General features: G+C 45.8%; 22 protein-coding genes. 14 read left to right on the top strand and 8 right to left on the bottom strand.

Going from position 1 to position 24,767, the window contains the following annotated elements; all coding sequences use genetic code 11:
* Window positions 1-80 precede the first annotated feature (80 nt).
* Window positions 81-758 carry a Bpu10I family restriction endonuclease gene (locus QUB35_RS33725; protein ID WP_333146546.1) on the top strand — a complete coding sequence of 226 codons (678 nt, stop codon included), beginning with the start codon at window positions 81-83 and terminating at the stop codon, window positions 756-758.
* A gap of 31 nt (window positions 759-789) precedes the next feature.
* Here the strand turns inward: QUB35_RS33725 and QUB35_RS33720 are convergent, their stop codons facing one another.
* A complete protein-coding gene (locus tag QUB35_RS33720; RefSeq protein WP_333146544.1) occupies window positions 790-1,362 on the bottom strand; it encodes a hypothetical protein in 573 nt (190 codons plus the stop codon).
* A gap of 350 nt (window positions 1,363-1,712) precedes the next feature.
* A complete protein-coding gene (locus QUB35_RS33715) occupies window positions 1,713-1,940 on the bottom strand; it encodes a hypothetical protein (protein WP_333146542.1) in 228 nt (75 codons plus the stop codon).
* Between the two features lie 82 nt (window positions 1,941-2,022).
* Between QUB35_RS33715 and QUB35_RS33710 the strand changes: the two genes are divergently transcribed.
* The 3 genes from QUB35_RS33710 to QUB35_RS33700 all read left to right on the top strand — a co-directional run bounded on the left by QUB35_RS33710 (window position 2,023) and on the right by QUB35_RS33700 (window position 2,944).
* Window positions 2,023-2,361, top strand: a complete 339-nt coding sequence (locus QUB35_RS33710) for a type II toxin-antitoxin system RelE/ParE family toxin (protein WP_333146540.1) — start codon at window positions 2,023-2,025, stop codon at window positions 2,359-2,361.
* The gene (locus QUB35_RS33705) at window positions 2,354-2,713 is read left to right on the top strand and encodes a transcriptional regulator (RefSeq protein WP_333105862.1); all 360 of its coding nucleotides are present in this window, start codon (window positions 2,354-2,356) and stop codon (window positions 2,711-2,713) included. The genes QUB35_RS33710 and QUB35_RS33705 overlap by 8 nt, the downstream gene beginning before the upstream one ends.
* 108 nt (window positions 2,714-2,821) lie before the next feature.
* Window positions 2,822-2,944, top strand: coding sequence for a hypothetical protein (locus QUB35_RS33700; protein WP_333146538.1), 123 nt, complete (start codon window positions 2,822-2,824; stop codon window positions 2,942-2,944).
* Window positions 2,945-3,022: 78 nt separating this feature from the next.
* Here the strand turns inward: QUB35_RS33700 and pyrF are convergent, their stop codons facing one another.
* Both pyrF and tyrS read right to left on the bottom strand, forming a co-directional pair.
* Entirely contained in the window at window positions 3,023-3,733 is a 711-nt protein-coding gene (gene pyrF, locus QUB35_RS33695) for an orotidine-5'-phosphate decarboxylase (RefSeq protein ID WP_333146536.1), read from the bottom strand.
* 115 nt (window positions 3,734-3,848) lie between these two features.
* The gene (gene tyrS, locus QUB35_RS33690) at window positions 3,849-5,081 is read right to left on the bottom strand and encodes a tyrosine--tRNA ligase (protein WP_333146552.1); all 1,233 of its coding nucleotides are present in this window, start codon (window positions 5,079-5,081) and stop codon (window positions 3,849-3,851) included.
* Window positions 5,082-5,388: 307 nt separating this feature from the next.
* On the opposite strand from tyrS, the gene QUB35_RS33685 reads away from it, so the two are divergent.
* The gene (locus QUB35_RS33685) at window positions 5,389-7,308 is read left to right on the top strand and encodes a transglycosylase domain-containing protein (RefSeq protein WP_333146534.1); all 1,920 of its coding nucleotides are present in this window, start codon (window positions 5,389-5,391) and stop codon (window positions 7,306-7,308) included.
* A gap of 188 nt (window positions 7,309-7,496) precedes the next feature.
* Here the strand turns inward: QUB35_RS33685 and QUB35_RS33680 are convergent, their stop codons facing one another.
* The 3 genes from QUB35_RS33680 to QUB35_RS33670 all read right to left on the bottom strand — a co-directional run bounded on the left by QUB35_RS33680 (window position 7,497) and on the right by QUB35_RS33670 (window position 11,538).
* Window positions 7,497-7,820 carry a DUF1825 family protein gene (locus QUB35_RS33680; RefSeq protein WP_190661255.1) on the bottom strand — a complete coding sequence of 108 codons (324 nt, stop codon included), beginning with the start codon at window positions 7,818-7,820 and terminating at the stop codon, window positions 7,497-7,499.
* 322 nt (window positions 7,821-8,142) lie between these two features.
* Window positions 8,143-8,736 (bottom strand): signal peptidase I, encoded by a 594-nt coding sequence (lepB, locus tag QUB35_RS33675; RefSeq protein WP_333146532.1) that lies wholly within the window; start codon window positions 8,734-8,736, stop codon window positions 8,143-8,145.
* Window positions 8,737-9,060: 324 nt separating this feature from the next.
* A complete protein-coding gene (locus QUB35_RS33670) occupies window positions 9,061-11,538 on the bottom strand; it encodes an ATP-dependent Clp protease ATP-binding subunit (protein WP_333055947.1) in 2,478 nt (825 codons plus the stop codon).
* Between the two features lie 188 nt (window positions 11,539-11,726).
* Between QUB35_RS33670 and QUB35_RS33665 the strand changes: the two genes are divergently transcribed.
* The 9 genes from QUB35_RS33665 (at window position 11,727) to QUB35_RS33625 (ending at window position 24,023) form a co-directional block, all read left to right on the top strand.
* Window positions 11,727-11,855, top strand: coding sequence for a hypothetical protein (locus tag QUB35_RS33665; RefSeq protein WP_333146530.1), 129 nt, complete (start codon window positions 11,727-11,729; stop codon window positions 11,853-11,855).
* Between the two features lie 394 nt (window positions 11,856-12,249).
* Window positions 12,250-14,313 (top strand): histidine phosphatase family protein, encoded by a 2,064-nt coding sequence (locus tag QUB35_RS33660; RefSeq protein ID WP_333146528.1) that lies wholly within the window; start codon window positions 12,250-12,252, stop codon window positions 14,311-14,313.
* Between the two features lie 159 nt (window positions 14,314-14,472).
* Entirely contained in the window at window positions 14,473-16,485 is a 2,013-nt protein-coding gene (locus tag QUB35_RS33655; RefSeq protein WP_333146526.1) for an EF-hand domain-containing protein, read from the top strand.
* A gap of 214 nt (window positions 16,486-16,699) precedes the next feature.
* Complete coding sequence (locus tag QUB35_RS33650) at window positions 16,700-17,017, top strand: hypothetical protein (RefSeq protein WP_333146524.1); 318 nt, start codon at window positions 16,700-16,702, stop codon at window positions 17,015-17,017.
* Window positions 17,018-17,146: 129 nt separating this feature from the next.
* A complete protein-coding gene (locus QUB35_RS33645) occupies window positions 17,147-19,066 on the top strand; it encodes a globin domain-containing protein (RefSeq protein WP_333146522.1) in 1,920 nt (639 codons plus the stop codon).
* 346 nt (window positions 19,067-19,412) lie between these two features.
* Window positions 19,413-20,216 carry a hypothetical protein gene (locus tag QUB35_RS33640; protein WP_333146520.1) on the top strand — a complete coding sequence of 268 codons (804 nt, stop codon included), beginning with the start codon at window positions 19,413-19,415 and terminating at the stop codon, window positions 20,214-20,216.
* Window positions 20,217-20,405: 189 nt separating this feature from the next.
* Window positions 20,406-21,875, top strand: coding sequence for a cache domain-containing protein (locus QUB35_RS33635; protein WP_333146518.1), 1,470 nt, complete (start codon window positions 20,406-20,408; stop codon window positions 21,873-21,875).
* Entirely contained in the window at window positions 21,845-22,552 is a 708-nt protein-coding gene (locus QUB35_RS33630; protein WP_333146550.1) for an adenylate/guanylate cyclase domain-containing protein, read from the top strand. Before QUB35_RS33635 ends, QUB35_RS33630 begins: the two co-directional genes overlap by 31 nt.
* Window positions 22,545-24,023 (top strand): mechanosensitive ion channel family protein, encoded by a 1,479-nt coding sequence (locus QUB35_RS33625; protein WP_333146516.1) that lies wholly within the window; start codon window positions 22,545-22,547, stop codon window positions 24,021-24,023. Before QUB35_RS33630 ends, QUB35_RS33625 begins: the two co-directional genes overlap by 8 nt.
* Before the next feature lie 71 nt (window positions 24,024-24,094).
* On the opposite strand, the gene rimI is transcribed toward QUB35_RS33625, so the two are convergent.
* Window positions 24,095-24,760 (bottom strand): ribosomal protein S18-alanine N-acetyltransferase, encoded by a 666-nt coding sequence (rimI, locus tag QUB35_RS33620; RefSeq protein ID WP_333146548.1) that lies wholly within the window; start codon window positions 24,758-24,760, stop codon window positions 24,095-24,097.
* Window positions 24,761-24,767 lie beyond the last annotated feature (7 nt).

Here is a 24,767-nt window from a genome sequence, read left to right as displayed (position 1 = left end):
TCTGCCTCCTGCCTCCTGCCTCCTGCCTCAAAACTCCAATTTCTAGCGGAGGGCTGCAAAGGTGAGATGCTCCCGATTTTTTGTACCGTCAAAAAGGGCAATTAAAACTTGACAACTCAATTATTGAAGAATTTATACCTATCTTAGTTACAACCGTCTTTGCAGATTCATTAAAAGACAAAGAATTATCCTTTGGCCCAACACAGTGTTTTTCATCCCTACGATTTGAGTCAAGTTTAAAACTCAGTCCAAAAGGCGGTGGGATGAGTATTCGAGCCAAGGATCAAGATTTTGCGATTAGTAGAAAAATATTTCTCAAAGCCTCTCATAACCAAGATTTTAAGGAGGCTACCTCCCGCGAGGCAAATATTGCTTATGTTGCGGCTGAGTGTAAAACAAATCTTGATAAAACCATGTTTCAAGAGGGCGCAGCAACTGCCCTGGATGTAAAATTGAGTGTACCAGGAGCCAAGTATTTCTTGCTATGTGAGTGGCTTGATATGTCGCCGATTAGCTCATCACTCACAGCTATTGATGAAATACTAATTTTGAGAAAAGCAAAACGCTTATCGTCTAATATAAGAAGTGCTTTTAGTACGGTAGAGGGAAGAAATAAAAATAAAGATTATTTTGTCAACCATCTCGATAACAACCCCTTTGCACCGGAAGTTTTTATGAGATTTTTAGGTGAGATTGAAGTGATGATTGGTAAAGATGAACTAGACGAAGATGACGTGCTGTCTAGAGGATATTTTTAAGTGTAAAAAAAATCCTCGGAACCCGCGAAAGTTACGGCTTTGCCTGACAATCTCGCAACCACAAACGAATCGCCTCAGCAATTTCGCTTTTCTCCCCCTCTGGCCGCAACAACGGACGAACATCCGCCGCAGTACCAAACCTAGAAACAATTTTTACTAATTCCCATCCGTTCTCCGTTTTAGTTAAAAATAACCAATGATATTGCTGAATTTCGACTCGTTTCCCCCCGCGATACTGCCGTTCCAAAGTAGTAATGAAAACTTGACTGGCATTTTCAGGAAGTGCCTCTTCAAAATTTAAAGGTAACGGTTCAAACTCCGGGCGACCGGCTAAAATTATTTGCGGCAGCGCGTAACCGGGCGGTGTATTAGTGTTAGGAGAAAAGTGCGATAGCACAATTACGCGATTAGCATAACTCGGCAAATCTTGCAACAGGCGATCGACCAAAGTTTCTAAATCAGCCGGACAGGGCGATCTGGCCCACAAACCATGCCCATTTGCATTTACATTAACATCATCGATTGCCAAATTAACCGCCATAGTTGGAGTCCCAACCACCCACACAATCGCAACCAAAATACTACTTACTGGAAATACATTCAACCTCAGAAAGACTCCTCATCGATCTTAGTCCGCCAATTGTCAAAGCAATGCTCATCTGCTACAATCCCCTATATCTAAACACCATAACACAGCAATATGCAGCGGAGAAAAGCCCTCAGATCCCCCCTCCCTCAAAGAATATGCCTGGAAAAATTCTTAAGCTATACCCCCAATTACAGGAGCCCACAATTTTTATCAGCTTTTAGATAAAATCAAAACTAGACCCGCCCTTTATCCTGGCAAGCGGTTTGGCGGTGGGCGTGGTTGCAGTTTGGCTATGGGCAGTATATACTAACAGTGAGCGCTTGCTTTGATTTGTTATTCAATAGGAGAGCGGATATGAATTTTTTCTATTGGATAATGGGTAATATCAAATGGATTTTTTTGTTTTTTGTTGCGTTATTAATGTTGGCTAGTGGGATGTACTTGTCTCCTTCTTTTGGTTGGTTTGGGTGTTTGTTTGTTTTGTTTTTGTTGTGGTGTTGGCTGTCGATTGGTGATGGATGAAAAACATCTGATGGAGGTTTAAGATTTTTATTATAGTTGTGAACCCGACTTTTTCCACGAAACCATGCCATTTCTACATTTCCGATACCTGGCACTGACCAGAATGAGCTAAAATGTTGCCAATTGATGCTAAGGTTTGTACTAAATGAAATCATGGAAGTCCAACCGAGAGAAATTCAAACCTATGAAACTTTAGAGGGAAAAATACCTTTTGAAGAGTGGCTTGATTCTTTGCGCGATCGCGAAGGGAAAGCTAAAATAAAAGGTAGACTTCAGCGAGTTGCTCTTGGTAATTTAGGAGACTGTAAATCAGTAGGAGAGGGTGTTTCTGAGTTAAAAATTGACTGCGGCCCAGGCTACCGGGTTTATTTTGGAGAAAGAGACTCAACTATTGTACTGCTTCTCTGCGGTGGAGATAAAAGTACCCAAGATCGAGATATTCGCAAGGCCAAAGAATACTGGATAGAATTCAGGAGTAGAAACAATGCCTAAAACCCACAGTTATCATGACTATCTGATTAAATCCCTCCAAGAAATTGAAGAAGCTGCTGCTTATATTCAAGCAATTTTAGAAGAAAAAGAACCGGAATCTGAACTGTTACTGACGGTTCTCAAAGACGTAGTTAAAGCTCAAGATAAACTCTCTATCATGACTGAAGACGAACAACAGAATTGGGAGAAACTTGAGGAATTGTTGAAAGCATCAGGGGGAGAAGAGATTTACCGATTTATGGGTTTGCTGAAGGCTTTAGGATTAAAGACAGATATTGCAGTTAGTCAATGTAAGACTCCAGACGCATCAATGCTAGAATCCCCATCTCGCGTCGAGACTTGTAAATTGTAACGTCTTACCAAATTACTCAAGAGTAGAAACTAGCTATTTTTTTATCTGCTGTAATAATAGCAGCTTAATTTCTTTTCGCCAACCGCAGATATCAGCAGATAAACACAGATGAACGCAGATAAAATTCCCTTGGCGTTCATCGGCGTTTATCGGCGGTTAAAACTGAGAGGTTGCACCATTCTCAATAAGCCTTTTATGAACAGGCTTTCCGGCCTGTTCCACAAAGAGTGAATTTTCTTGTGGAACAGGCCGGAAAGCCTGTTAAGCGAGAATGGTGCAAGATGTGAGTTAAAAACAACATTCCTCTTGTTATCCCAACTCTTCACAAATACGCGCAAAAGCCGCCACCGGATCATCCGAAGCAGTAATCGGCCGCCCAATCACCAGATAATCCGCACCAGCTTTCAAAGCGGCCTTTGGAGTCATCGATCGTTTTTGATCGCCTCCATCGGCCCATTTCGGACGCACACCGGGACAAACTAACAGAAAATCATCCCCGCAACTCATTCTTAATTGTTCCACTTCTTGCGGAGAACAAACAGCACCAGCTAAACCAGTTTCCTTAGCCAACAATGCCATGTGTAAAGCATATTCCGGCAACTCCAAAGGTATTTTCAACTCAAAAGCCAACTGTCGCGAATTCAAACTCGTTAACAGGGTAATAGCAATCAACTTAGGAGTCGGTTTATCCACAGCCGCCGCCCCTTCAGTCAAAGCCAACTGTGCCGCTTTCAAAGCATCTTTACCACAAGTAGAATGGATAGTCAATAAATCCACATTATACTTAGCAGCAGCCCGACAAGCACCAGCCACAGTATTCGGGATATCGTGAAACTTCAAATCGAGAAAAATCCGCTTTTCCCGCTGTTTTAAAATTTCCAAAATCCCCGGCCCGGAACTCACAAACAGTTCCAAACCCACTTTCCAGAAAGATACATCAGGCAGTTTGTCAAGAAGTGCGATCGCCTCTTCTTGACTCGAAACATCCAAAGCAACAATAATTCGATTATCAGCGTTCATCAGCGTTCATCTTCAGTATTCATCTGCGGTTAAAAAAATAGATTAGTCATCGCCATAATTGCCTGTTTTGAACAGGCAAGATGCCTGTTCCACAATCATTATTGGAGATGTCTATTCAAGACACCAATCGAACAAACTTATTTTTCCCGACTTGCAAAACCTTACCTTCCAATTCAGCAGGTGATTCAAAGGTGAGGTTAACATCAGAAACTTTATCGCCCTCCAACTTCACCCCACCGCCCTGCATCAACTTCCGCGCATCACCGCTGCTTTTACAAAGCCCGCTAGCACTCAGAATATAAAACAACTTAGCCGGAAACTGCACACTTGCCAAAGAAAACTCCGCCACAGCATCAGCTTGTCCCGCAGCACCTTTAACCAGCGCAATTGCATCTTGTTGTGCGCGATCCGCCGCTTCCTTCCCCCGATACTGGCGCACCACATCCAAAGCCAAAAGTTTCTGTTTTTCTCGCGGATTTTCTGGCAATTCATCAAGCGGCAAATCTGTCAATAGTTCAAAATATTGGGCGATCGAACTATCAGCAATTTTCTCCAACTTAGAATACATCGTCAGCGGGTCTTCCGACAAAGCCACATAATTGCCCAAAGATTTCGACATCTTCTGCACGCCGTCAGTCCCGATCAAAATCGGCATCAGCAAACCAAACTGCGGTTTCATCCCAAAATGGCGCTGCAAATCTCTCCCCACCGCAATATTAAACTTTTGGTCACTTCCCCCCAACTCAACATCAGCTTCCAAAGCCACCGAATCGTAACCCTGCATTAGTGGATACAGAAACTCGTGCAGGAAAATCGCATTTTCCTGCTGCATCCTGTTATCAAATCCCTCTTTAGCGAGCATCTGCTGCACCGTCATCGTGCCTAGCAGTTCCAAAATCTTCGCCATGTCCAATTTTGACAACCACTCGGAGTTATAGCGAATTTCCAAACGTCCGGGCGTGTCAAAATCTAGAATCGGACGCACTTGGTCTAAATAAGTCTTGGCATTTTCCGCCACTTGTTCGGCCGTCAACTGGCTTCGCATCTCGGACTTTCCTGTCGGATCGCCAATTCTTGCGGTAAAATCTCCGATGACCAGTACCGCTGTGTGACCGGCATCCTGAAAAGCCCGCAGCTTGCGGAAGCAAATGCTGTGTCCCAAGTGAATGTCCGCCCCTGTGGCGTCAATTCCCAGTTTGACGCGCAACGGTCGATCGACTGTTGCCAGCAGTTGGGCTAAATTTTCGTCAGGGTTGCTAGAATCAGGTCGATCTGGAAAAATCTCGCTGACGCCGCGGTAAAGCGCTGAAAGGTTAGGAGTTATCATCGGGGAGCGATCGTCCATCATATTTTGCCAAAGTGCAGCAGAATTAGTTACACTCACTGGTTGACGCATAAAAACATAACTATCAAGCTACTATAATCCCAAAGCTGACCGGCTTTCATTAGCTGACCCCGCCCAAAAACGGATACCAGCCCCCGACAACAGTCGTGGAGATCCCCAAATTTTAGACTCTTGTTCAAACTCCCAGATTCATCTGTGGAATAAATCTAAAATCTAAAATCTAAAATCTAAAATCGACTGACAGTCTCTAGGGTTCGCATCTAAAATTAAAAGTCTTAAACCCCAAATCGAGTGAGGAAGTGAAATCCACGTGTCAACCAACGCAGTCCGCAATAACACGGAAAACTCAGCCCCCGTATTCGAGTTTGTTCAGTCAGTCAGTAAAGTGACCGCCGGAACCATACTCAGCATGACAATGCTTGCCAGTTCCGTAGTCGCTGGTGGACTGGTTGGCTTAGCGATCAGCTTCCGCAATTTGCCAGATGTTCGGATCTTGCAAACCTACTCTCCCACAGAAACTACCCACATTTACGACATCAACGGCAAGCCCCTAGCCAGCATCCACGATGAAGCCAACCGGGATGTCGTACCCCTTGACCAAATCTCCCCGAACCTGAAACGAGCTGTTCTGGCGATCGAAGATAGCAACTTTTTCACCCACAAAGGTATCAACCCCGGCGGGATAGCCCGAGCTCTCATAGTCAACCTAGAGAAAGGTAGAACCGTTGAAGGCGGCTCGACTATGACTATGCAGCTAGTCAAGAACCTGTTTCTATCTCCCCAGTCAAAATTTAGTCGCAAAGTAGCTGAAGCGGTAATGTCTATCCGCTTGGAGCAAATTCTCAACAAAGACCAAATTCTGCAACTATACCTGAATCAAATCTACTTAGGTCACAACTTGTACGGCGTAGAGACAGCCTCTCGAAGCTATTTCAACAAATCAGCAAGTAATTTGACTCTTGCAGAAGCAGCGATGCTGGCCGGCTTAATTTCTGCCCCCGAAGAATACAGTCCTTTCGTCAATTACAAGTTGGCAAAAGAGCGGCAAACCCTCGTTTTAAACCGCATGAAGGATCTTAAATGGATTACGCCGGCCCAAGAGACTGCTGCCCGCAAGGAAAAAATTAAGCTAGGCAAAATTACCTCTTTTGGGGGCTCTCAAGTTCCTTACGTAACACAAGCCGTAGTCCAGGAACTGACGAGGCGTTTCGGGCGAGATGCCGTGGTTAAGGGAGGAATGCGCGTTCAAACCACGATCGACCTCAAAATGCAGCGCATAGCCGAAGAAACCGTCAAAGCGTGGCACAATCGGCTTTACTACCAAGGGCTGTTTTACGATCGCGAGGAAGGTCAAATTGCCCTAGCCGCGGTAGATCCCCGCACCCACTTCGTCAAAGCAATGGTTGGCGGCGTCGATTACGAAAAGAGTCAGTTCAACCGCGCCATTCAAGCACGTCGCCAGCCCGGATCTGCTTTTAAACCTTTTATCTACTACGCTGCCTTTGCTAGCGGCAAATACGGCCCGGATTCAGTTGTCTACGACTCCCCTGTCGGCTACCGCGACGGCGACGGCTACTACTACCCTCAAAACTACGGTGGCGGCTTCTCCGGTGCCGTCAGCATCCGCAGAGCTTTGGAAGTATCTCTGAACATTCCCGCCGTCAAGCTTGGCCAAGAAGTCGGATTGAATAAAGTGATTGAGATTTGCCGCGTGCTCGGCATCAGAAGTCCGATGGAACCGGTGATTTCTTTGCCATTGGGTGCCGTTGACCTCACTCCTTTAGAAATGGCCGGCTCTTTTGCTACCTTCGCCAACAACGGCTGGCATTCTGACACCACGTTTATCGTGCAAGTCACTGACAGCAGCGGCAATGTCTTGCTCGACAATACGCCCAAACCCAAATTAGTTCTCAATTCCTGGGCGGCGGCATCTGTCAACAGCGCCCTGCAAGGGGTAATTACCAGCGGAACGGCAAGGGCGGCTCAAATTGGCCGGCCGGCTGCGGGGAAAACTGGTACAACTTCCTCTGAACGGGATATCTGGTTTGTGGGTTACGTGCCGCAGTTGTCGGTGGCTGTTTGGATGGGCAACGACAATTATAGACCGATGAGCTACGGTGCTACTGGCGGTGGGATTGTCGCCCCTGTTTGGCGGGATTTTATGAGCCAAGCTTTGGAAGGCGTTCCCGCAGAAAGTTTCAAACCTGCTTCAGCTTTTGAGCGGCCTTAATTCTTGGGAATGGGACAATTTTAGATTTTAGATTTTAGATTTTAGATTGAAGAATTGATTAGTAAAGTGGGAATCTTTTATTTTTATTCCTTCTTCCTTTTTCTTTCTTCCTTCTTCCTTCTTTCTTCTTTTACATCCGTTACATCCCTTACAGAATCGGTTGCCGAACTTCCTTCTTCCTTCTGACACTAGGATTGTTTTTCCAGCTCAGATTTCATCCGCTCCAGCGTTGAGTTCATTTGATCGAACATCTGCTGGGGCGTGATGCCAAATTGATTGAGCTGTGTTTTTAACTGCTCTACAGTCATCTGAGCCATGAAGTCCTCAGACAGCTCAAAGCGCTTCATAAAAATACGGTAGCGCTCCATCATTGATTCCATCTGAGCGATGAACATTTTCTTGCCTTCGCGATCGAATTTGCCGTAATTGCCACCTAGTTTGATGAGAGATTGATAGTCTTCAAACAACAGCTTGGCTTCTTGCTGAACAATTTCTGAATCAAAAAATCCCATAGCTTTCCTAATTTTTTAATATTCTACTAATTTTGATCTAGGCGAGAAATCCCGCTGCTTTTTCTACTATTTTATCAGTTGCCGGAGGAAGTCCCTACCCCTTAAGGCGCAAGAATAAGTAGAAATTTCCGTACAGGATAAGGCATGAGAATGGGGCATCGGGCATCGGGCATCGGGCATCGGGCATCGGGCATCGGGCATCGGGCATCGGGCATCGGGCATCGGGCATCGGGCTTGCGATGACAACAGTCAACCGTCAACAGTCAACCGTCAACTGTCAACAGTCAACTGTCAACTGTCAACAGTCAACTGTCAACTGACTTCAAACTTCCCCGATGCGTTCTAGAGGCCAAAACCGCACTACAGCGCGGCCGATGATATTCTGCTTAGGTAAAAATCCCCACCTGCTGGAGTCGTTGCTGTTGTTGCGGTTGTCTCCCATCACAAAGTATTCATTTTCTGGGACGCGATAAGGCCCCCACTGGTATTTAGGAGGTTCGGCAATATATTTTTCGACGAGGGGTTTGTCGTTGAGATAAACTAAACCTTTTTTAACGGCGACGGTTTGACCCGGTAAGCCAATTACCCGCTTGATGAATGCTTGGTCTTGAGTAAAGCCTTGTTCTTGCAACTTTTCGGGCGGGGCAAATACTACGATGTCCCCAGTTTTGGGAGGTTCGAGGTAGTACGAGATTTTTTCGACTACCACGCGATCGCCCACGTGCAAAGTTGGTACCATAGAATCTGAGGGTATGTAGCGCGGTTCGGCGACCAACGCTCGAATCACTATTGCTAAACTCAAAGCAATAATCACTATCTGAAGATTTTCTCGCTGCGACTTCCACGCTTTCTGCCACCAGGTTTCAGGCGGATTTTCTGCTACTTCTGTACCCAAATTCTTTTTTTCAGATGTCATTTATTTCTCCACTATATAGTTCTTGCTAATTATCTAATTGCCCTTGAAGTAGCTCGCTCTAATTAAACGTAAAACTTTGTTGGGGTATTCAGAAACCCGGAAGGGCGAACACGGCGGCGCCGTCCTACAGAAACCGAGTCGATCGGTCTCCTATTTTTTGAGACGAAGATACTTAGAAAAGTAAGCGTACATTGTGTTGATATTAACTCATAAAAAAGGCAGAGAACTAAGATTCTCTACCTTTTTTATTTGAGGATTTTGAGTTGTTTGCGATTACGAGATTGGTTATTTCAAAACTTAACTCGCGATCGCACTTACTCAAACTTACTCAACGCCTTGGGGCAGCAATTCCCGCTTTTGACCTTGCAGCACCTTAACAATTCCGTCCTCGCCCACATCAACAACAGCGGTGTCGCCGTCTTTGATGCGGCCAGAAAGGATTTCCTCAGCCAAACTGTCTTCCAGCAAGCGCATAATGGCGCGGCGCAGGGGTCGGGCTCCGTAGCTGGGGTTGTAGCCTTCTTCTACCAGCCGTTCTTTGAATTTTTCGGTCACTTCCAGGGTGATTCCCTGTTCTGTCAAACGACTGAACACTTCTTTGAGCATGATGACCGCGATTTCCTTGACTTCTTCCCTGTTCAACTGGCGGAAGACGATAATTTCGTCGAGTCGGTTGAGGAATTCGGGGCGGAAGTAGTTTTTGAGTTCTTCGTTAACCAAAGAACGAATGCGGTTGTAATTAGCATCGGCTTGGTTGTCGCTGAACTCGAAACCGAGGCCGCCGCCGCCTTTTTCAATCACCTTAGAACCGATGTTTGAGGTCATAATCAGCAGCGTGTTTTTGAAGTCCACGGTGCGACCTTTGGCATCAGTCAAGCGGCCGTCTTCCAATATTTGCAGCAGCATATTGAAGACATCGGGGTGGGCTTTTTCGATTTCGTCGAACAGCACGACGGTGTAAGGACGGCGACGGACTGCTTCTGTGAGTTGGCCGCCTTCGTTGTAGCCGACGTAGCCCGGAGGAGAACCGATGAGTTTGGAGACGGTGTGACGTTCCATGTACTCCGACATATCCAGCCGAATCATCGCATCTTCGGAACCGAAGAAGTAGCCGGCTAGGGCTTTGGTGAGTTCGGTTTTGCCGACGCCGGTGGGGCCAGAGAAGATGAAACTGGCGATCGGGCGATTGGGATTTTTCAAGCCAACGCGAGCGCGACGGATGGCGCGGGAAACGGCTTTCACTGCTTCTTCCTGGCCGATCAAGCGCTGGTGCAAGGTATCTTCCATGTGCAGCAGCTTTTCGGATTCGGATTCGGTAAGTTTGTTTACCGGTACGCCCGTCCAGCTTGCCACGATTTGAGCGATATCTTCTTCGGTGACTACTGGCGATGGGTCTGTTTCGCCGGTGCGGGCCGAGTCGGTTTTTTTGGCTTGGGAAATAGCGCGAATTTCGGCTTTGATGGTCATTTCCCGATCGCGCAATTCGCCGGCTTTGTCAAAGTCTTGAGAACGCACCGCTTCGTCTTTATCTTTGAGAACTTGGCGGAGTTCTTTGTCAAGTTCTTTGGCAGCCGGGGGCAGTTGGGAGTTGATCAGGCGAACTCTGGAACCAGCTTCGTCTACCAAGTCAATTGCTTTGTCTGGGAGGAAGCGATCGGAGATGTACCGATGTGAGAGTTTGGCTGCGGCTTCCAGGGCCGTGTCCAAGATTTTCAGCTTGTGGTGCTGTTCGTAGCGTTCCCGCAGACCGAAGAGAATCTCGATCGTCTCGTCAACCGTGGGTTCGCCGACCATGACGGGCTGGAAGCGCCGTTCTAGGGCTGCATCGCGCTCGATGTGCTTGCGGTACTCGTCGAGGGTGGTAGCGCCGATACACTGGAGCTCGCCTCTTGCCAAAGCCGGCTTGAGAATGTTTGCCGCGTCGATCGCCCCTTCAGCCGCACCTGCACCGATCAAAGTGTGCACTTCGTCAATCACCAAAATCACGTTACCCGCAGTGCGGATTTCGTCCATGATTTTTTTGAGGCGTTCTTCAAATTCGCCCCGGTATTTAGTACCGGCAACCAGCAAGCCGATGTCGAGGGTAACAACGCGCTTTTCTTCAAGGATATCTGGGATGTCGTTGTTAGCGATGCGCTGGGCCAGACCTTCGGCGATCGCGGTTTTACCGACTCCGGGTTCGCCGATGAGCACCGGGTTATTTTTGGTGCGGCGACCGAGGATTTGAATTACCCGTTCGATTTCTTTTTGGCGTCCCACTACTGGGTCTAGTTTGCCATCGACCGCCATTTGAGTCAGGTTGGCGCCGAATTCATCCAGGGTTGGGGTTTTGGTGCGGGCACCGCCGCCAGTGGCTGCGACTTCTGCGGTTTCTCCCAGCATCCGAATCACTTGGGTGCGGACTTTCGACAAGTCTACTCCCAGGTTTTCTAAGACTCTGGCCGCTACTCCTTCACCTTCGCGGATCAGGCCCAGCAGCAGGTGTTCAGTACCTATATAGTTGTGTCCGAGTTGGCGAGCTTCTTCTAGGGATAGTTCTAGAACCCGCTTGGCGCGGGGGGTGAACGGAATTTCGACTGCTACGAAGCCGGAACCGCGCCCGATGATTTTTTCCACTTCAATCCGCGCGTCTTTGAGGTTGACCCCCATTGATTTGAGGACTTTCGCTGCAACCCCGGTTCCTTCTCCGATCAGACCCAGGAGGATCTGTTCTGTCCCTACGAAGTTGTGACCCAGGCGGCGAGCTTCTTCCTGGGCCAACATGATTACTTTTATTGCTTTTTCTGTGAAGCGTTCAAACATGATTTATTCCCATCACCTGCTGCTATGTGCCCGTTTCGAGGTCACGCTCGCACAACGAGCGTTTGTGTTCGAGTGTTAACTCGTACTGCTTATTCTAGCGCGACACTCCCAACCTATCTGCCGCACTCGGCTGCGGTTGCAGATTCCAGGCTCATGTTGCAGGGTGGCTTTCAACTGGGAAGACCCAAATGGTGGCTGACCTACAACCTCCCCTAGACTGCAAGAAGATTGCTCTTCTCGGCCCGTGCCCAACCTACGACTACGTATTGATGGATTCTAGCACACTCTTTTTGGCTGTCATGCAGGTGCAAAAGTGATAATTCTCGAAGTACAGGCCGGGTTTTGCACAAAACTTATTAGTTAGATTCACGATCTATGTCCTAAGCTAGATAGACATTAAGCTGCTGCCAATCTCCCGAATCTGTGGGTTTGGGAGGGCGAGAGCGAGCTGGGCTTTCTTCATCTAAAATTTTGCCCCCGATTCGTTGAAGATTTGGGTATTCTTCCTGTTGTCAGTTGTGCGATCGCTCCTGAGCAATTAGTGAGCGTTGCTACACTCCGAGGAGTTTGCCTCAGACTATACTCAGCATGGTTCAAGACCTTGCTTTCGTAGCAGAGTGCTTTGGTCGTTAACTCGTCTGACTTAAAAGTTTGAAACTTCAATTGTGGAAAAGAATCTAAATCCTGTTTAAGGCGTAGTGAAAGTAAATAATGAACACTAGAAACTTAGATGACCAGGTACAAAGTACCGACAATGGATCGATCGAAGTTACAAGTAAATTCCAGGATGCAGCCACAACAACTTCTGCAGCTTCACCAAAAGAATTCAATGCAGAACAGCTAGGACGTGTCTACTTTATTCGGCACGGTGAAAGTACCAGTAACGAACGCAACATTTTTGCAGGAGTTCTGGATGTTGACCTCACATCCTTTGGCCGATTGCAGGCACGCCGTGCAGGTGTTGACCTTAAGAAAAAAGGTACAAAGTTTGACGCAGTATATGTCTCCCACATGAGACGCGCTAGGCAAACCTGTGAAATCGCCCTTGCTGAAAGTCAAGCACTAAAGTCGCCCGATACCCCCGTTCAAATCGACCACCGAATTAGCGAAAAATCCTTTGGCATTTTTGCGGGTCGCAACCTAAATTTGCTGCGTCTAGCACTGGGCTACGAAGGCTTCGAGGAAATGTTGCATTCACATAACGAAGCACCTCCGGCTGGCGAAAAGATTGCCCAAGTTTACTCTCGCGCTGCCCGTTTCTACGAAGACAAAATTGTACCGCACTTGGAACGCGGCGAAACAGTTCTAGTAGTGTGCCACCAATATGTATTGGAGCCTCTAGCACTTTATTTAAGCGGTCTACCGCCTACTGCTTATAAACACCTAAAACTCCCCAATGGTAAAGCTCTCAGCGGTGTGGATCTCGTCAAGTTTCGCGATAAGGAATCCGGCGGTGCTGCTTCCCTGCGGAAAGAGATCAACGATCTTTCAATTATGTGGGCGATTTTGATCTATGCCGCCGCCTTCTTGCTGGGAAGCTTGGCAAGGGCAATCAGCACCTCAGAAGCAGGGATTCCGTCAGTCCTATTTCGAGCAATAATTGTTGCGTGTCTTGCCGCCTCAACGTTTTATACCTACTTAGACATTGACTTTGCAGCGAGTAAACGCAAAGTAACCTCTACTGTGAAGTATCTCGTTTACGGGTGGATGGCAGTGCGATGGGCAGTTGGGTTATTTTTAATATTTTCTGGATTTTTGTATCAGACTGAAGCGGATCTGTACAAAGTCTTGTGGGTGCTGTTTTGGATGGTTCCGCCAGCCCTTACTTCCCCAGTTTTATCCGTGCTTTGGGGCGGTAATCTTTATCCGTCGGCTCTTTTGTCAAGAACGCTATCAATCGTTGCTCCACTGGCGCTTCTGGCTATATTGAAGGTTGCCAATTTACCCATTAACGTTGACAGCCTGATCTTTTTCGGCATTATTCTAATTTTAGGTCTGGCAATACCGGGTGCGATCGCCCAGTTTTGGCGCGACAAATCCCCGGTTGAATCAAACCACCACAGTAAAAACTGGAAATTCATCGGAGTGCTTGCTGTCGCATTCATGGCCTTGGCAACAGGGTTTCAGTTTACTCCATCAACCTTCATTTCCGATCTATTTTCTTCAACCGATCCGAATCGCTCGCTCGCTTGTCTGCAACAACTAGCATTGGCAACTTTAGTGTTTGTCTCAATGCGCGTTTTGGCTGTATTAACCTCAGTAGTGACAAAGGGCAAGCTAAGTAAGGCAGAAGCTCGCGATGCTTATATCCTGCTTGTGAATCCCAACTTTTTCCTTTGGGCGGCTCTTTTCATCGGAGTTAGTGCAACGGCAAATCCCCAAGCCGTAAAATATGCAATTTTTTGGGCAGCGCTGGGGTTCTTCTGCATACCACTCATCGAACAGATATTGTTCATGAATTCATTTGGCAATGACATATTGAGAGAAACACTGCGTTCTTCGAGAGTGGCAACAGCAGATATCAAAAAGCTGTTCCTGCAATTGGATACGGATGGAAGTAAGGCACTAGAACGAACTGAGATTATGGAGTTGTTAGGGCTAATCGAAGATATGACAACAGGCGAACGTAGCTCTGAAGAAGTCAGAAGCTACATCACTGATTATCTTTTTAATACTCTTGACTCCGATAAAAATGGCAGTGTTGATTTAGCGGAGTTAGAAGAGTATATATCAACGTATGGGTTAGTTGCTAACCTTAACGTTGCTCAAATCTAAACTTTTGTTCAATAAGCATGACATCATCTTCAAATTTGAAAAATGATGTCATGCTTATTTGTCCGACTGCTGTATACAGTAATGCAAGAATGATAGTTTTAGCTGGCTCCATAACTGGCGAAAAATTGGAAAACAAAAAAAACCGAGGTTAATCTCACGATGGATACTCCGAGAAAAATTTTAGAGGAATTGCGACAAGTCTTTACCAAGATTGGTGGAAAAGACCAACAAATCGATCGCTCAGAGTTTAAGAAAGCTATGGGGCTGAAAGATGAATATTTTGCCGAGCGAATGTTTGCGATGTTTGATAACGATAAAAGTGGCGTTATAGACCTCGATGAATTTTTGAGAACAGTAGAGGAACTTGTCTTTGCAACTGAAGATCAAAAACTCAAATTTGCTTATCAATTGCACGACATAAACGGGGATGGCTCCATCGAAAAAGACGAAGTTTCTCACTTGATTGCTGCTAGCTTGAAGGAAAATAATTTAACCTTTCCGCCGGAACAAGTTACCGGTCTGGTTGACATTTTGTTTTTAGAAGCTGATACCGATAAAAGTGGCGAAATTTCTTTTGAAGAGTTCAAAGGTTTAATCGGAAAGCATCCCGATCTGCTTGAGGCGATGGCAGTTAGCCCCGTTAGCTGGTTAAAACCTCGCCAGCCAGACGACGACGCCATAGCAGTTGCGCCCAAAGAGAAAAGGTCACCAAAGGCGTACATCAAGCATTATATTCAAAACAACTGGGTCAAGATCGCTTTTTTGTCCCTCTATCTTATTGCCAATCTGGTTCTTTTCTTTGGGGCTGTCGATCGATATGCAAGTCTAGGCGCAAATGTGTACGTTCAAATTGCGCGGGGATGTGGCGCAGCGCTCAACTTCAACGGGGCATTGATCCTAATTCCCATGCTGCGGCATTTTATGACTTGGCTTCGCAAAACGAGGATCAACAACTATCTGCCGATAGATGAGGGCATCGAGTTTCACAAGCTCGTGGGTCAATTCATGTTTGCCTTTGCGATCGTCCATACGATCGCGCATTTCCTCAATTACACCACATTGCCCGTTCCCTTTGCCCAGAGTCTTTTTGCAACAAAGGGTGGCTTGTCAGGATTTTTATTACTGCTAGTTTTCGCAGTTATGTGGGTGACAGCGCAAGCTCCAATCCGCAAAGGCGGAAAATTTGCGCTTTTCTATACAGCTCATATGTTGTACGTCGTGTGGTTTGCCCTGGCGTTAGTTCACGGGCCAGTTTTTTGGCAGTGGGTGTTGTTACCTGCTGTGGGATTTGCGATCGAACTGGTTATTCGCCGGCAGAATACAAAAGAGCCTGCCTATGTAGTTAATGCCTCTTTACTCCCCTCCAAAGTTCTAGGTTTGGAAATTGCACGTCCGAAATCTTTCCACTATCAACCAGGGGACTACGTGTTTGTTAAATGTCCGAGTCTATCCAAATATGAATGGCATCCATTCACAATTAGTAGCGCCCCCGAAATGCAGGATGTCTTATCTGTACACATACGCTCTGCGGGCAGTTGGACTGGAAAATTATATCAACTTTTCCGAGAACAGCACGAGCAATGGATACGGTCAGGTAACTCTAAATACGAGCCTGGAGTGCTTGTCCATTTAGATGGGCCCTATGGGACACCAAGTACCCATATCTTTGAATCTAAGTACGCTATTCTCATCGGTGCGGGTATTGGCGTAACTCCATTTGCCTCTATTCTCAAAAGTATGCTGTACCGAAGCCAACACGGTTCTTCAGGAATGCGTTTGCAAAAGGTACATTTTTACTGGCTCAACCGAGAGCAAAAAGCGTTTGAATGGTTTGTTGAACTCTTATCCAGAATCGAAGCCCAAGACACTAACAACTTATTTGACATTAATTTGTATTTGACAGGTGCCCAGCAAAAGTCAGATATGAAATCCAGCACCCTATTTGTGGCAATGGATTTGATGCATTCTCAGACGCAGGTTGATTTGATTACAGGTTTAAAGAGCCGTACACAAACGGGTCGTCCAGACTGGGAGGAGATTTTTCAAGATATAGCGCAGCAACACGCGCCCAATAAAGTTGACGTATATTTCTGCGGCCCTCCTGGACTATCGGTACAATTGAGAAATCTCTGCCATAAATACGGGTTTGGCTATAGGAAAGAAAATTTCTAGCAAAACTTCTGGCAATTGATTTATGATATTCAGCTATAGTCATAAGTTTAGGACTTACACAAAAACCGGGCTTCTTTGACATAAAATCGGCTTTATGGCTATTTCTCCCAGTCGAAAAACCCGGTTTTTTTGAACTTTCGCCTAATTCCTGGACTTGCTCTCCATCATCTCCCAAAAAACCTTACTTGAATACCGACAAACGAGGAAAATATCAATGAAGCTAGAGAAGTTTATCCTGGCCCAAAATATGGCATTTCTGATATCAATTCCACCGCAAAGCAACCTGGCAAAATTGCTCCACTTTTGCTTGGTGACAAATGTTAGAAAAAAGATGACCGGAACAGAACTCTTAAAAATAACATCTGAGCTAATGGAAAACCCATCTAATTTGCCCTATTGGACTCAAGACGTGATGGGACTCGATTTAGATTACAGCAGTGAAGAGTGGAAAGCTTTAGGAGAAATGGGCATCAACGATGCAGGAGAGTTTATGGCTATGGTGTCTCAAGAATTGGAAAATTTGAATTTGTAATATTTTGCCCTGGCGTCAGCAAATAAACTCTCTTCCAACACTCTATTAAAAGGATTCATCAGAGCCGGATAGTTAAAAAAACCGGTCTTTAGACAAGGGAGCATCACCTTTCAAAAGAGAAACAAAAATATGTCTTTAAATGTTGAACTTTTAGAGCAAAGTTTCGAGAAAATCAAACCTCGTGCTGATGAATTTGCCACTACTTTCTACGATAACCTGTTTAAACTTTATCCAGAAGTGAAACCACTGTTTGCCAATACTGAGATGGAAAAGCAACAGAAAAAGCTGATAAATTCTCTGGTTTTGGTAGTAGAAAATCTTCGTTCTCCAGAGGCTTTAGGGCCAGTTCTAAACGCACTGGGAGGGAGACACGTGGGTTATGGAGCGATCGCCAATTCTTACCCGGCAGTTGGAGAAGCACTACTAATGACCTTTGAGGAGTATCTTCAGGAAGATTGGACTATTGAAGTCAAACAAGCATGGATCGATGCCTACGGAGCGATTACTGCTTTGATGTTAAAAGGCGCAGGTGTAGAAACTACACCTGAAGAAGTTCAATTAGAAACAGAGATTATTCCCGATAAACCGGTAAATATAGCAGCTAATCACCCACTAGAATCAGTTCCCGAAAAAGAGCCAGAGTTAGCCGTAGATGTACTGGAAAGCAGTTTCGATAAAATCAAACCTCGTGCTGATGAATTTGCCGCTAGCTTCTACGAAAACCTCTTCATCGCTCACCCAGAATATAAACCATTGTTTGCCCATATCGAGCTAAAAATACAACAGAAGAAGCTCCTTAATGCTTTGGTATTGGTAGTAGAAAATCTCCGCTCTCCAGAAGCTTTAGGGCCAGTTCTCAATGCCTTGGGAGGCAGACACATCGGCTATGGGGTAATCCCCAAATATTATGGGCCAGTTGGAGACGCACTGCTGATGACTTTTGAGCAGTATCTCCAAGAAGATTGGACTCCCGAAGTAAAGCGGGCATGGACAGATGCCTACAGAACAATTAGTGGTTTGATGCTAAAAGGCGCAGTTGTTGTTTCTACACCAAATGTTGTCCCAGATGAAAAAGATGTCACCCACCATCAGCCAAAAGAATCAAAGACACAATTACTGAACGAATCTAAGCCGATCGCGCCGCCAACCGAGGAACAGAAAAAGCCTTTAGTATCAATTCAGTTGGATGGTGAAATTATCCCCAAAATGCTCTCGAAAATAACTGATAGTTATCGGCAATTTCAGGGTCAATCATTCGTTCAGCGATTGGGTGAAGTTCTCAAAGGAATTTTAGAAAAATTAATTGATAATTTTTGGACGCAACCAGCCTGGTTAGTGGCTAGTGTTTCAGCCGTTCTGTTCATCATAATTTATGTGGGGGCGGATGATAATTCTCTGATTGGAGAGATTCTGGAGAGTGTTGATGCTCTCAGTCTTGTCGTTGCTTTAGTTTTATTCATTAAAGAAGCACCCGATCGCAGAAAGCAATTTCATTACCAAGCTTGGAGTACGGTTGATGCAGCACACGGCGTAAAAGTTAGCTATGCCAGAATTCTGGCACTCCAAGATTTGAATGAGGATGGTGTTTCTCTTAGAGGTTTGGATGCTATTGGTGCGGAGTTAGTAGATATTAATCTTCCTCATGCCAATCTCAGTAAAGCCAATTTGATGGAAAGCGACTTGAGTAATGCTAATTTGACTTATGCCAATTTAGATAATGCTAATATCAGTCAGGTTAAACTTAGTGGTGCAAATTTAAGTCATGCAAAACTGAGTTTTGCTCGCTTGACTCAGGCTAATCTTAGTAGTGCGAATCTTAGTAATGCTAATTTAATTTGTGCAGATTTGAGTAATGCGAACCTGAGTGGTGCAGATTTGAGAGATGCTAGTTTGAGTGGTGCCAACTTGAAGAGTGCCTACCTAACTGGTGCAAATCTCAAAGGTGCTAAAGTTAGCATTTCTGACCTGAGTGGTGCTTTGCTCGAAGGTGCTGTTATGCCTGATGGATCAAAGTATAAGTCTCTGGAAGATGGGGGCACAAACAAATAAATTGATCCCAGCTTGTTTTTGACCTTCAAGTCTGCTTTTCTACTCAAGGTGACGACACCGTGAGTAGAAAAGCTTTGGCTTACTGAAATGCGATCGCGCGGGAGGAAAACTATTGACCTGGAATCGTTTCATTGAATTACTGATCGTGACATAAAAAAGATAGCAACATCTGTCTTAATATCCTCTATACTATTACAGTTACGACCCAGAAGCTCCAGTTTCCTGGAGCTTCTGGGTCGTACTAAATGGTAGCGCGATCGCCTTCTCCTTAATACTAAAGTTGCCAGAAGCAAGCGCTCGCACTCGTTTATCACCAAAAACACATCTTTAATAAAGCATAAACGCAATGAATCTCAGAAATTTTACTGATATCTCAAAGTCGGGAATCTTACTCAAAGTTATTCCCCTAACAGCGCTATTTTGCTTGGCAAAATGGTTCGCTCATCAGATGCAGTGGGAAATTGGTAAGTTCGATAGTCAGATAGGTTCTCTGTTGGCGGCGGTAACGTTCATCTTGGCGTTTATGCTTAACGGGACGCTGACTGATTACCGTACCAGTGAAGATATGCCACACCAGATTGCGAATGCGGTTGAAACGATTCAAGATACGAATTTGTTCATTGCAGCCCGTCAGCCCGACTATGACCCAAGCCTACTTACAGAAGGATTAGCTGAGATCCTCAAATCAGTCCTACTCTGTTTGAAACAGAGTAAGCCATTCATCAGAGTTGATAATGCCGTTACAATCCTCAATCAATTACTGGTTCCATTATCAAAGTTTTGCGAAGCTCCTTTGATGGCTCGCCTTCAAGGTGAACAGGCAAAGATTCGTCTTCTGATTGCCCGAATTCAAAGGATTCGCGATACCGACTTTCTGGCATCCGCCTATGGATTGCTGCATATTCTGATAATTGCCTCAAGCATTGCTTTGTTAATAACGCATACCGACGAGTTTTATACCAATTTGATTGTTTCAGGTTTTCTATTTACGGCATTCATGTATTTGTTGTTGCTGATATACGATCTTGAAAATCCTTTTGAGTACAACGGAACATCTAGTGCGGATATTGATTTGTCATCTCTAGAGCAGTCGTACAATCAACTGCGTGAGGGGCTATTGAATGACGATGAGCCTAAAATACCTGTGTAACCAGTTTTCAGAGCTAAAATCCAGCTAAGGCAGTTTATAGAGATGCTGGAAAGAGGCTTTAATCTTCAAGCATTAATTGACAACCAGTACAAGACGCTCGACAATACTCATTGTAGCAAAGTGACTAAGGTAGAATTTACCGAGGGGTATAATCATAAAAAGAAAGCAAACAGGAGCGGGAAAATTCCTATGGAATTACTGAATCAATTAAGTATTAAGACAAAACTCATAGTTATGTTGCTGGTAGTCAGCGTTTGCGCTATGGTCGCCACCACCTATATATGCTCTAGCAGTGGGAAAGCTACTCTGACCGAAAAAGTCTTCAACCAATTAACCAGCCTTCGGGCGGCCAAAACTGATCAAATCCAAGATTATTTTCAAAGCCTTTACCACCATAGCCAAACCCTAAGCGAAGACCTAACAGTCGTCGGTGGCATGCAGGAATTCAAGACAGCCTACCGCCAACTTGAACAATCAACAGTACCAGCGGATTTTGACGCAAAAATTGATACCTTCTACCGGACAGAATTTCTAACCAAACTAACGCGAACTAACGAGGGTTCCCCCGTTCTGGCATCCTACACGCCAAAAACAGCCGCTGCCCGTTACCTACAGTACCACTACATCGCTGCTAACCCCAGCCCCGTTGGCAAAAAACTTCTCCTTGACAATCCAGGCGACGCCAGCGCTTACAGCCGCGCTCACGCCCGCTACCACCCTATTTTTCGCAATATAGTTGAAAAATACGGTTACTACGATATGTTTTTGATCGATCCCGAAGGAACTGTTGTCTACACGGTTTTTAAAGAAGCCGACTTTACCACAAACTTCACCAACGGCCCCTACAACGAGAGTAACCTAGCATCCGCGATCGCCGCGACACGACAAGCAAATGGAAAGGGCTATGTGAAAATAGTAGATTTCAAACCCTACAGCCCTTCCTACGGTGCGCCTGTGGCTTTTATTGCTACCCCAATCTTTAACGACTCCCAATTCATTGGTGTTTTGGCGTTCCAGCTTCCCGTTGACAAAATTAACAATGTGATGACTGGTAACAAAAATTGGAAAAAAAATGGTCTGGGGGATTCAGGAGAAACTTATCTGGTTGGGTCGGATTATTTAATGCGCTCTGCGTCTCGTTTCCAGATTGAAGACCCAGAAGGTCATGCAAAAACTTTACGCTCGATCGGCACTGATGAAAAGACTGTCAAGAAAATCAAAGAGTTCAATACTACAATCCTCCTACAGGAAGTGCAAACAAAAGCAGTGAAAGAAGCTTTGTTTGGGAAACAGGGCACCGAGGCGATCGACGATTATCGTAATATTCCAGTTTTGAGTTCTTATGCTCCACTAGAGATTGATGGATTGAAGTGGGTGATCTTGGCAGAGATAGATGTTTCTGAAGCCTATGCCTCAATTCACTCGTTTGAAAAAAAAGTTTTGATGGGCGCTACTTTAATCATCGCGCTAATCACCCTTGTTGCCATGTGGCTGACCTCAATCTTTGTCAGACCCATTAATACTTTAATCAAAAGCGCTCGCAAGGTGGGGGCTGGAGAATTTGATGCGGTTGTGAAATCGGGTTCGCAAGATGAATTTGGACACTTAGCTAAGTCATTTAACCAAACATCGGCAGCCTTCGCGCCGAAACTCAACTAATCGAACAGAAAAATCGCGAAAATGAAGCATTAGTCTTAAGTATATTTAGTCCCGCAATCGCCAAACGCCTCAAACAGGGCGATCGAGAAATTGCCGAGCAAATTTCTAATGTCTCGATCTTGTTTTCCGACCTCCACCAATTCACCAAACTGACTCAATCAATGTCGCCTCAAGAGGTTGTTCGCTTGCTGAATGAACTGGTAACAGGCTTTGATGAAATGACAGATAAATACGGTCTAGAGAAGATTAAAACTATTGGTGACGGTTACATGGCTGTATGCGGGCTTGGTATGCCGCGTCTGGATCATGACAAACGCACGGTAGATTTTGCTTTGGAAATGCTGTCGTTTGTCCGCCGATTTAGTTATGAAAAAGACTTGCATCTAGACCTGCGGATCGGCATCAATTCAGGAGATGTGGTTGCAGGCGTGATTGGTAAAAATAAATTACTATACGACGTTTGGGGCGATAGTGTAAATATTGCCAATAGATTGAAGTCGGCTTGTCCGCCGGGAGCAATATTAGTTTCTCAAGACATCTGCTCGCGCCTCCACGATCTCTACGATTTTGAGCTGGTTGGTGAAATTCAAGAACCTGGAAAAGAAAAGTTAGTGGCTTGGCAAGTCAAAACTTCTAAGCTGACTGTAAGTGTTCGAGAGGAAGAAGTTTATGAGTAATTTAAGCTTTTCAAATGACTGGCAAACCTGGGCGGTAATTGTCGGATTAGGGTTCCCACTCCTGGTCGTTTTACTAGGAGAGGTTATTTATCATCTACAAAGGCGCGGTAGACCGCTGGCGGCTACGCTGCAGGTTGTAAAAAACCTCGTACTGCCAGTCTTAATGCTGATGGTTTTAATCAGGAATGTCGTGAGGCTTGACGTTGACGGGAATTTTGCAAAGCTCGTCGCAACGCTGTTTTGGATATCTGTTATCTACGCTTCTCTCTCGCTGTTTAATGTAATTTTGTTTGAAGAAGCTGAGGCAAATACATGGCGGGGACGGATGCCCAAACTGCTGATCGACCTTTCTAGGTTGTTTTTGGTGCTTGTGGGAAGCGCGATCGTACTGGCGGCGGTGTGGGGTGCAGATTTGGCTGGTCTTGCTACGGGATTGGGCGTTAGTTCGATCGTGATCGGTTTGGCGCTTCAGGACACACTAGGCAGCATCATGTCTGGCATTGCGCTGCTTCTAGAACGCCCCTTCAGTGTGGGTGATTGGTTGCGAATTGGAGATATCGAAGGGCAGGTAATTGATATCAATTGGCGCTCTGTTCGCCTGCTAACTCTCGAACGCCAGGTGATTATCGTTCCCCATCAGTTCATTGGAAAAGAAATAATTCATAATTACAGCCAACCAGAACGCATTTACAACCAACGTATCAATATTGGCTTTTCCTACGATAGCCCCCCTAACCTCGTGAAGCAGGTACTACTAAGTACAGCTTTGGCTACACAGGGAATATTAGCCGAACCCGAACCAGAGAGCAAAACCACTTCCTATGATGAGACTGCAATTATCTATGAGGTGGAGTTTTTTATCGAAAATTTTGAGGATATGGAGCAGATACTCGATCGATTTATGACGCGAGTCTGGTACGCAGCGCAGCGAAACAACCTGACGCTATATCGCTACCGATACGAGTATGCTGTGGAAGCTGCTGATAAGGCAGATAGCGCTTCCAGTAAGTTAGCCCAAAGCCTGCACTCAATTCCCGGATTTATGCCTTTAGCTAGAGAGCCAAAAAATTTGGATGACTTAACTAAGGGAACTATTTTACAGAAGTTTGGTGCGGGAGAGAAAGTCATCCGGCAGGGCGAGCCTGGTAATGCTTTGTACATTATCATTGCTGGTCAAGCTAAGGTAACAGTCACGAACAAGTTGGGCATGGAGTTGGAGGTTATGACTATCTTGAGTGGTGAGTTTTTTGGCGAGATGGCGCTGTTTAGTGGGGAACCGAGTCCGGTATCGGTTGTCGCCGTTGACGATTTGCAAGTTCTTGTCGTCTACTCAGATGCTGTAAATACGATGATTGAACGTCAACCAAGCTTGGGCCGCGAGATAGGTCAAATTATCGAAGCGCGAAGCAAAGCGGTAAGTATGGCCGGGCAGGCAGATGTTTCGTCAAGAGCTGAGGTTGATTCTATATGAGGATTTTGAACTAAATTGATATCGAGTAACCAATTTAGTTCAAAACCAGTTAAATACGCAACAAATTACACTCAAAAATCAAAAATATCGATCGCCAAATGCCAGTTTTTCTGATGCAGCCGATCGCACATCTCCCGTTTCTCATCCGCCAAATATCGCTGAAATTCCGGTTTTTCCAGACCGCTGCGCCACATCACCAGAGCATCTTCCCCAGTGTCTTCGTAGTATCGCTTGCGCCGTCCAGCCTCTTTAAAACCAAATTTTTTGTACAGGTAAACTGCCGCTAAATTCGAGTCCCGCACTTCTAAAGTCGATCGCTCTAATTGCCTGTCACAAGCCGATTTTAGCAAAGCCAAAAGCAGAGCTTGTCCCAAACCCTGACCTTGAAACTGAGGATGAATTGCCAGCATTATAATGTGAGCTTCTTCTAAAATCGCCCACAAACAACCGATACCAATGAGAGTTGGCGGAATCTGTAGGGGCGGTGCCCCCGTGCCCGCCCGAATCTGTAGGGGCGGTGTCTCCGTGCCCGCCCGAATCTGTAGGGGCGGTGCCCCCGTGCCCGCCCGAATCTGTAGGGGCGGTGTCTCCGTGCCCGCCCGAATCTGTAGGGGCGGTGCCCCCGTGCCCGCCCGAATCTGTAGGGGCGGTGTCTCCGTGCCCGCCCGAATCTGTAGGGGCGGTGCCCCCGTGCCCGCCCGAATCTGTAGGGGCGGTGTCTCCGTGCCCGCCCGAATCTGTAGG

It is taken from the genome of Microcoleus sp. B13-B6 (genome assembly GCF_036705405.1).
Taxonomy (GTDB): Bacteria; Cyanobacteriota; Cyanobacteriia; order Cyanobacteriales; family Microcoleaceae; genus Microcoleus.
Note: the sequence above shows the minus strand (reverse complement) of the source record. Positions and strands in the feature narration are given on the sequence as shown.

Coding starts and splice junctions, on each gene's coding strand:
- QUB35_RS33715 (WP_333146542.1), bottom strand. CDS start 1,940: ATGGCATGGTTTCGTGGAAAAAGTCGGGTTCACAACTATAATAAAAAT.
- QUB35_RS33710 (WP_333146540.1), top strand. CDS start 2,023: ATGGAAGTCCAACCGAGAGAAATTCAAACCTATGAAACTTTAGAGGGA.
- QUB35_RS33705 (WP_333105862.1), top strand. CDS start 2,354: ATGCCTAAAACCCACAGTTATCATGACTATCTGATTAAATCCCTCCAA.
- QUB35_RS33700 (WP_333146538.1), top strand. CDS start 2,822: ATGAACGCAGATAAAATTCCCTTGGCGTTCATCGGCGTTTATCGGCGG.
- pyrF (WP_333146536.1), bottom strand. CDS start 3,733: ATGAACGCTGATAATCGAATTATTGTTGCTTTGGATGTTTCGAGTCAA.
- tyrS (WP_333146552.1), bottom strand. CDS start 5,081: ATGATGGACGATCGCTCCCCGATGATAACTCCTAACCTTTCAGCGCTT.
- QUB35_RS33680 (WP_190661255.1), bottom strand. CDS start 7,820: ATGGGATTTTTTGATTCAGAAATTGTTCAGCAAGAAGCCAAGCTGTTG.
- lepB (WP_333146532.1), bottom strand. CDS start 8,736: ATGACATCTGAAAAAAAGAATTTGGGTACAGAAGTAGCAGAAAATCCG.
- QUB35_RS33670 (WP_333055947.1), bottom strand. CDS start 11,538: ATGTTTGAACGCTTCACAGAAAAAGCAATAAAAGTAATCATGTTGGCC.
- QUB35_RS33665 (WP_333146530.1), top strand. CDS start 11,727: ATGGTGGCTGACCTACAACCTCCCCTAGACTGCAAGAAGATTGCTCTT.
- QUB35_RS33660 (WP_333146528.1), top strand. CDS start 12,250: ATGAACACTAGAAACTTAGATGACCAGGTACAAAGTACCGACAATGGA.
- QUB35_RS33655 (WP_333146526.1), top strand. CDS start 14,473: ATGGATACTCCGAGAAAAATTTTAGAGGAATTGCGACAAGTCTTTACC.
- QUB35_RS33650 (WP_333146524.1), top strand. CDS start 16,700: ATGAAGCTAGAGAAGTTTATCCTGGCCCAAAATATGGCATTTCTGATA.
- QUB35_RS33645 (WP_333146522.1), top strand. CDS start 17,147: ATGTCTTTAAATGTTGAACTTTTAGAGCAAAGTTTCGAGAAAATCAAA.
- QUB35_RS33640 (WP_333146520.1), top strand. CDS start 19,413: ATGAATCTCAGAAATTTTACTGATATCTCAAAGTCGGGAATCTTACTC.
- QUB35_RS33635 (WP_333146518.1), top strand. CDS start 20,406: ATGGAATTACTGAATCAATTAAGTATTAAGACAAAACTCATAGTTATG.
- QUB35_RS33625 (WP_333146516.1), top strand. CDS start 22,545: ATGAGTAATTTAAGCTTTTCAAATGACTGGCAAACCTGGGCGGTAATT.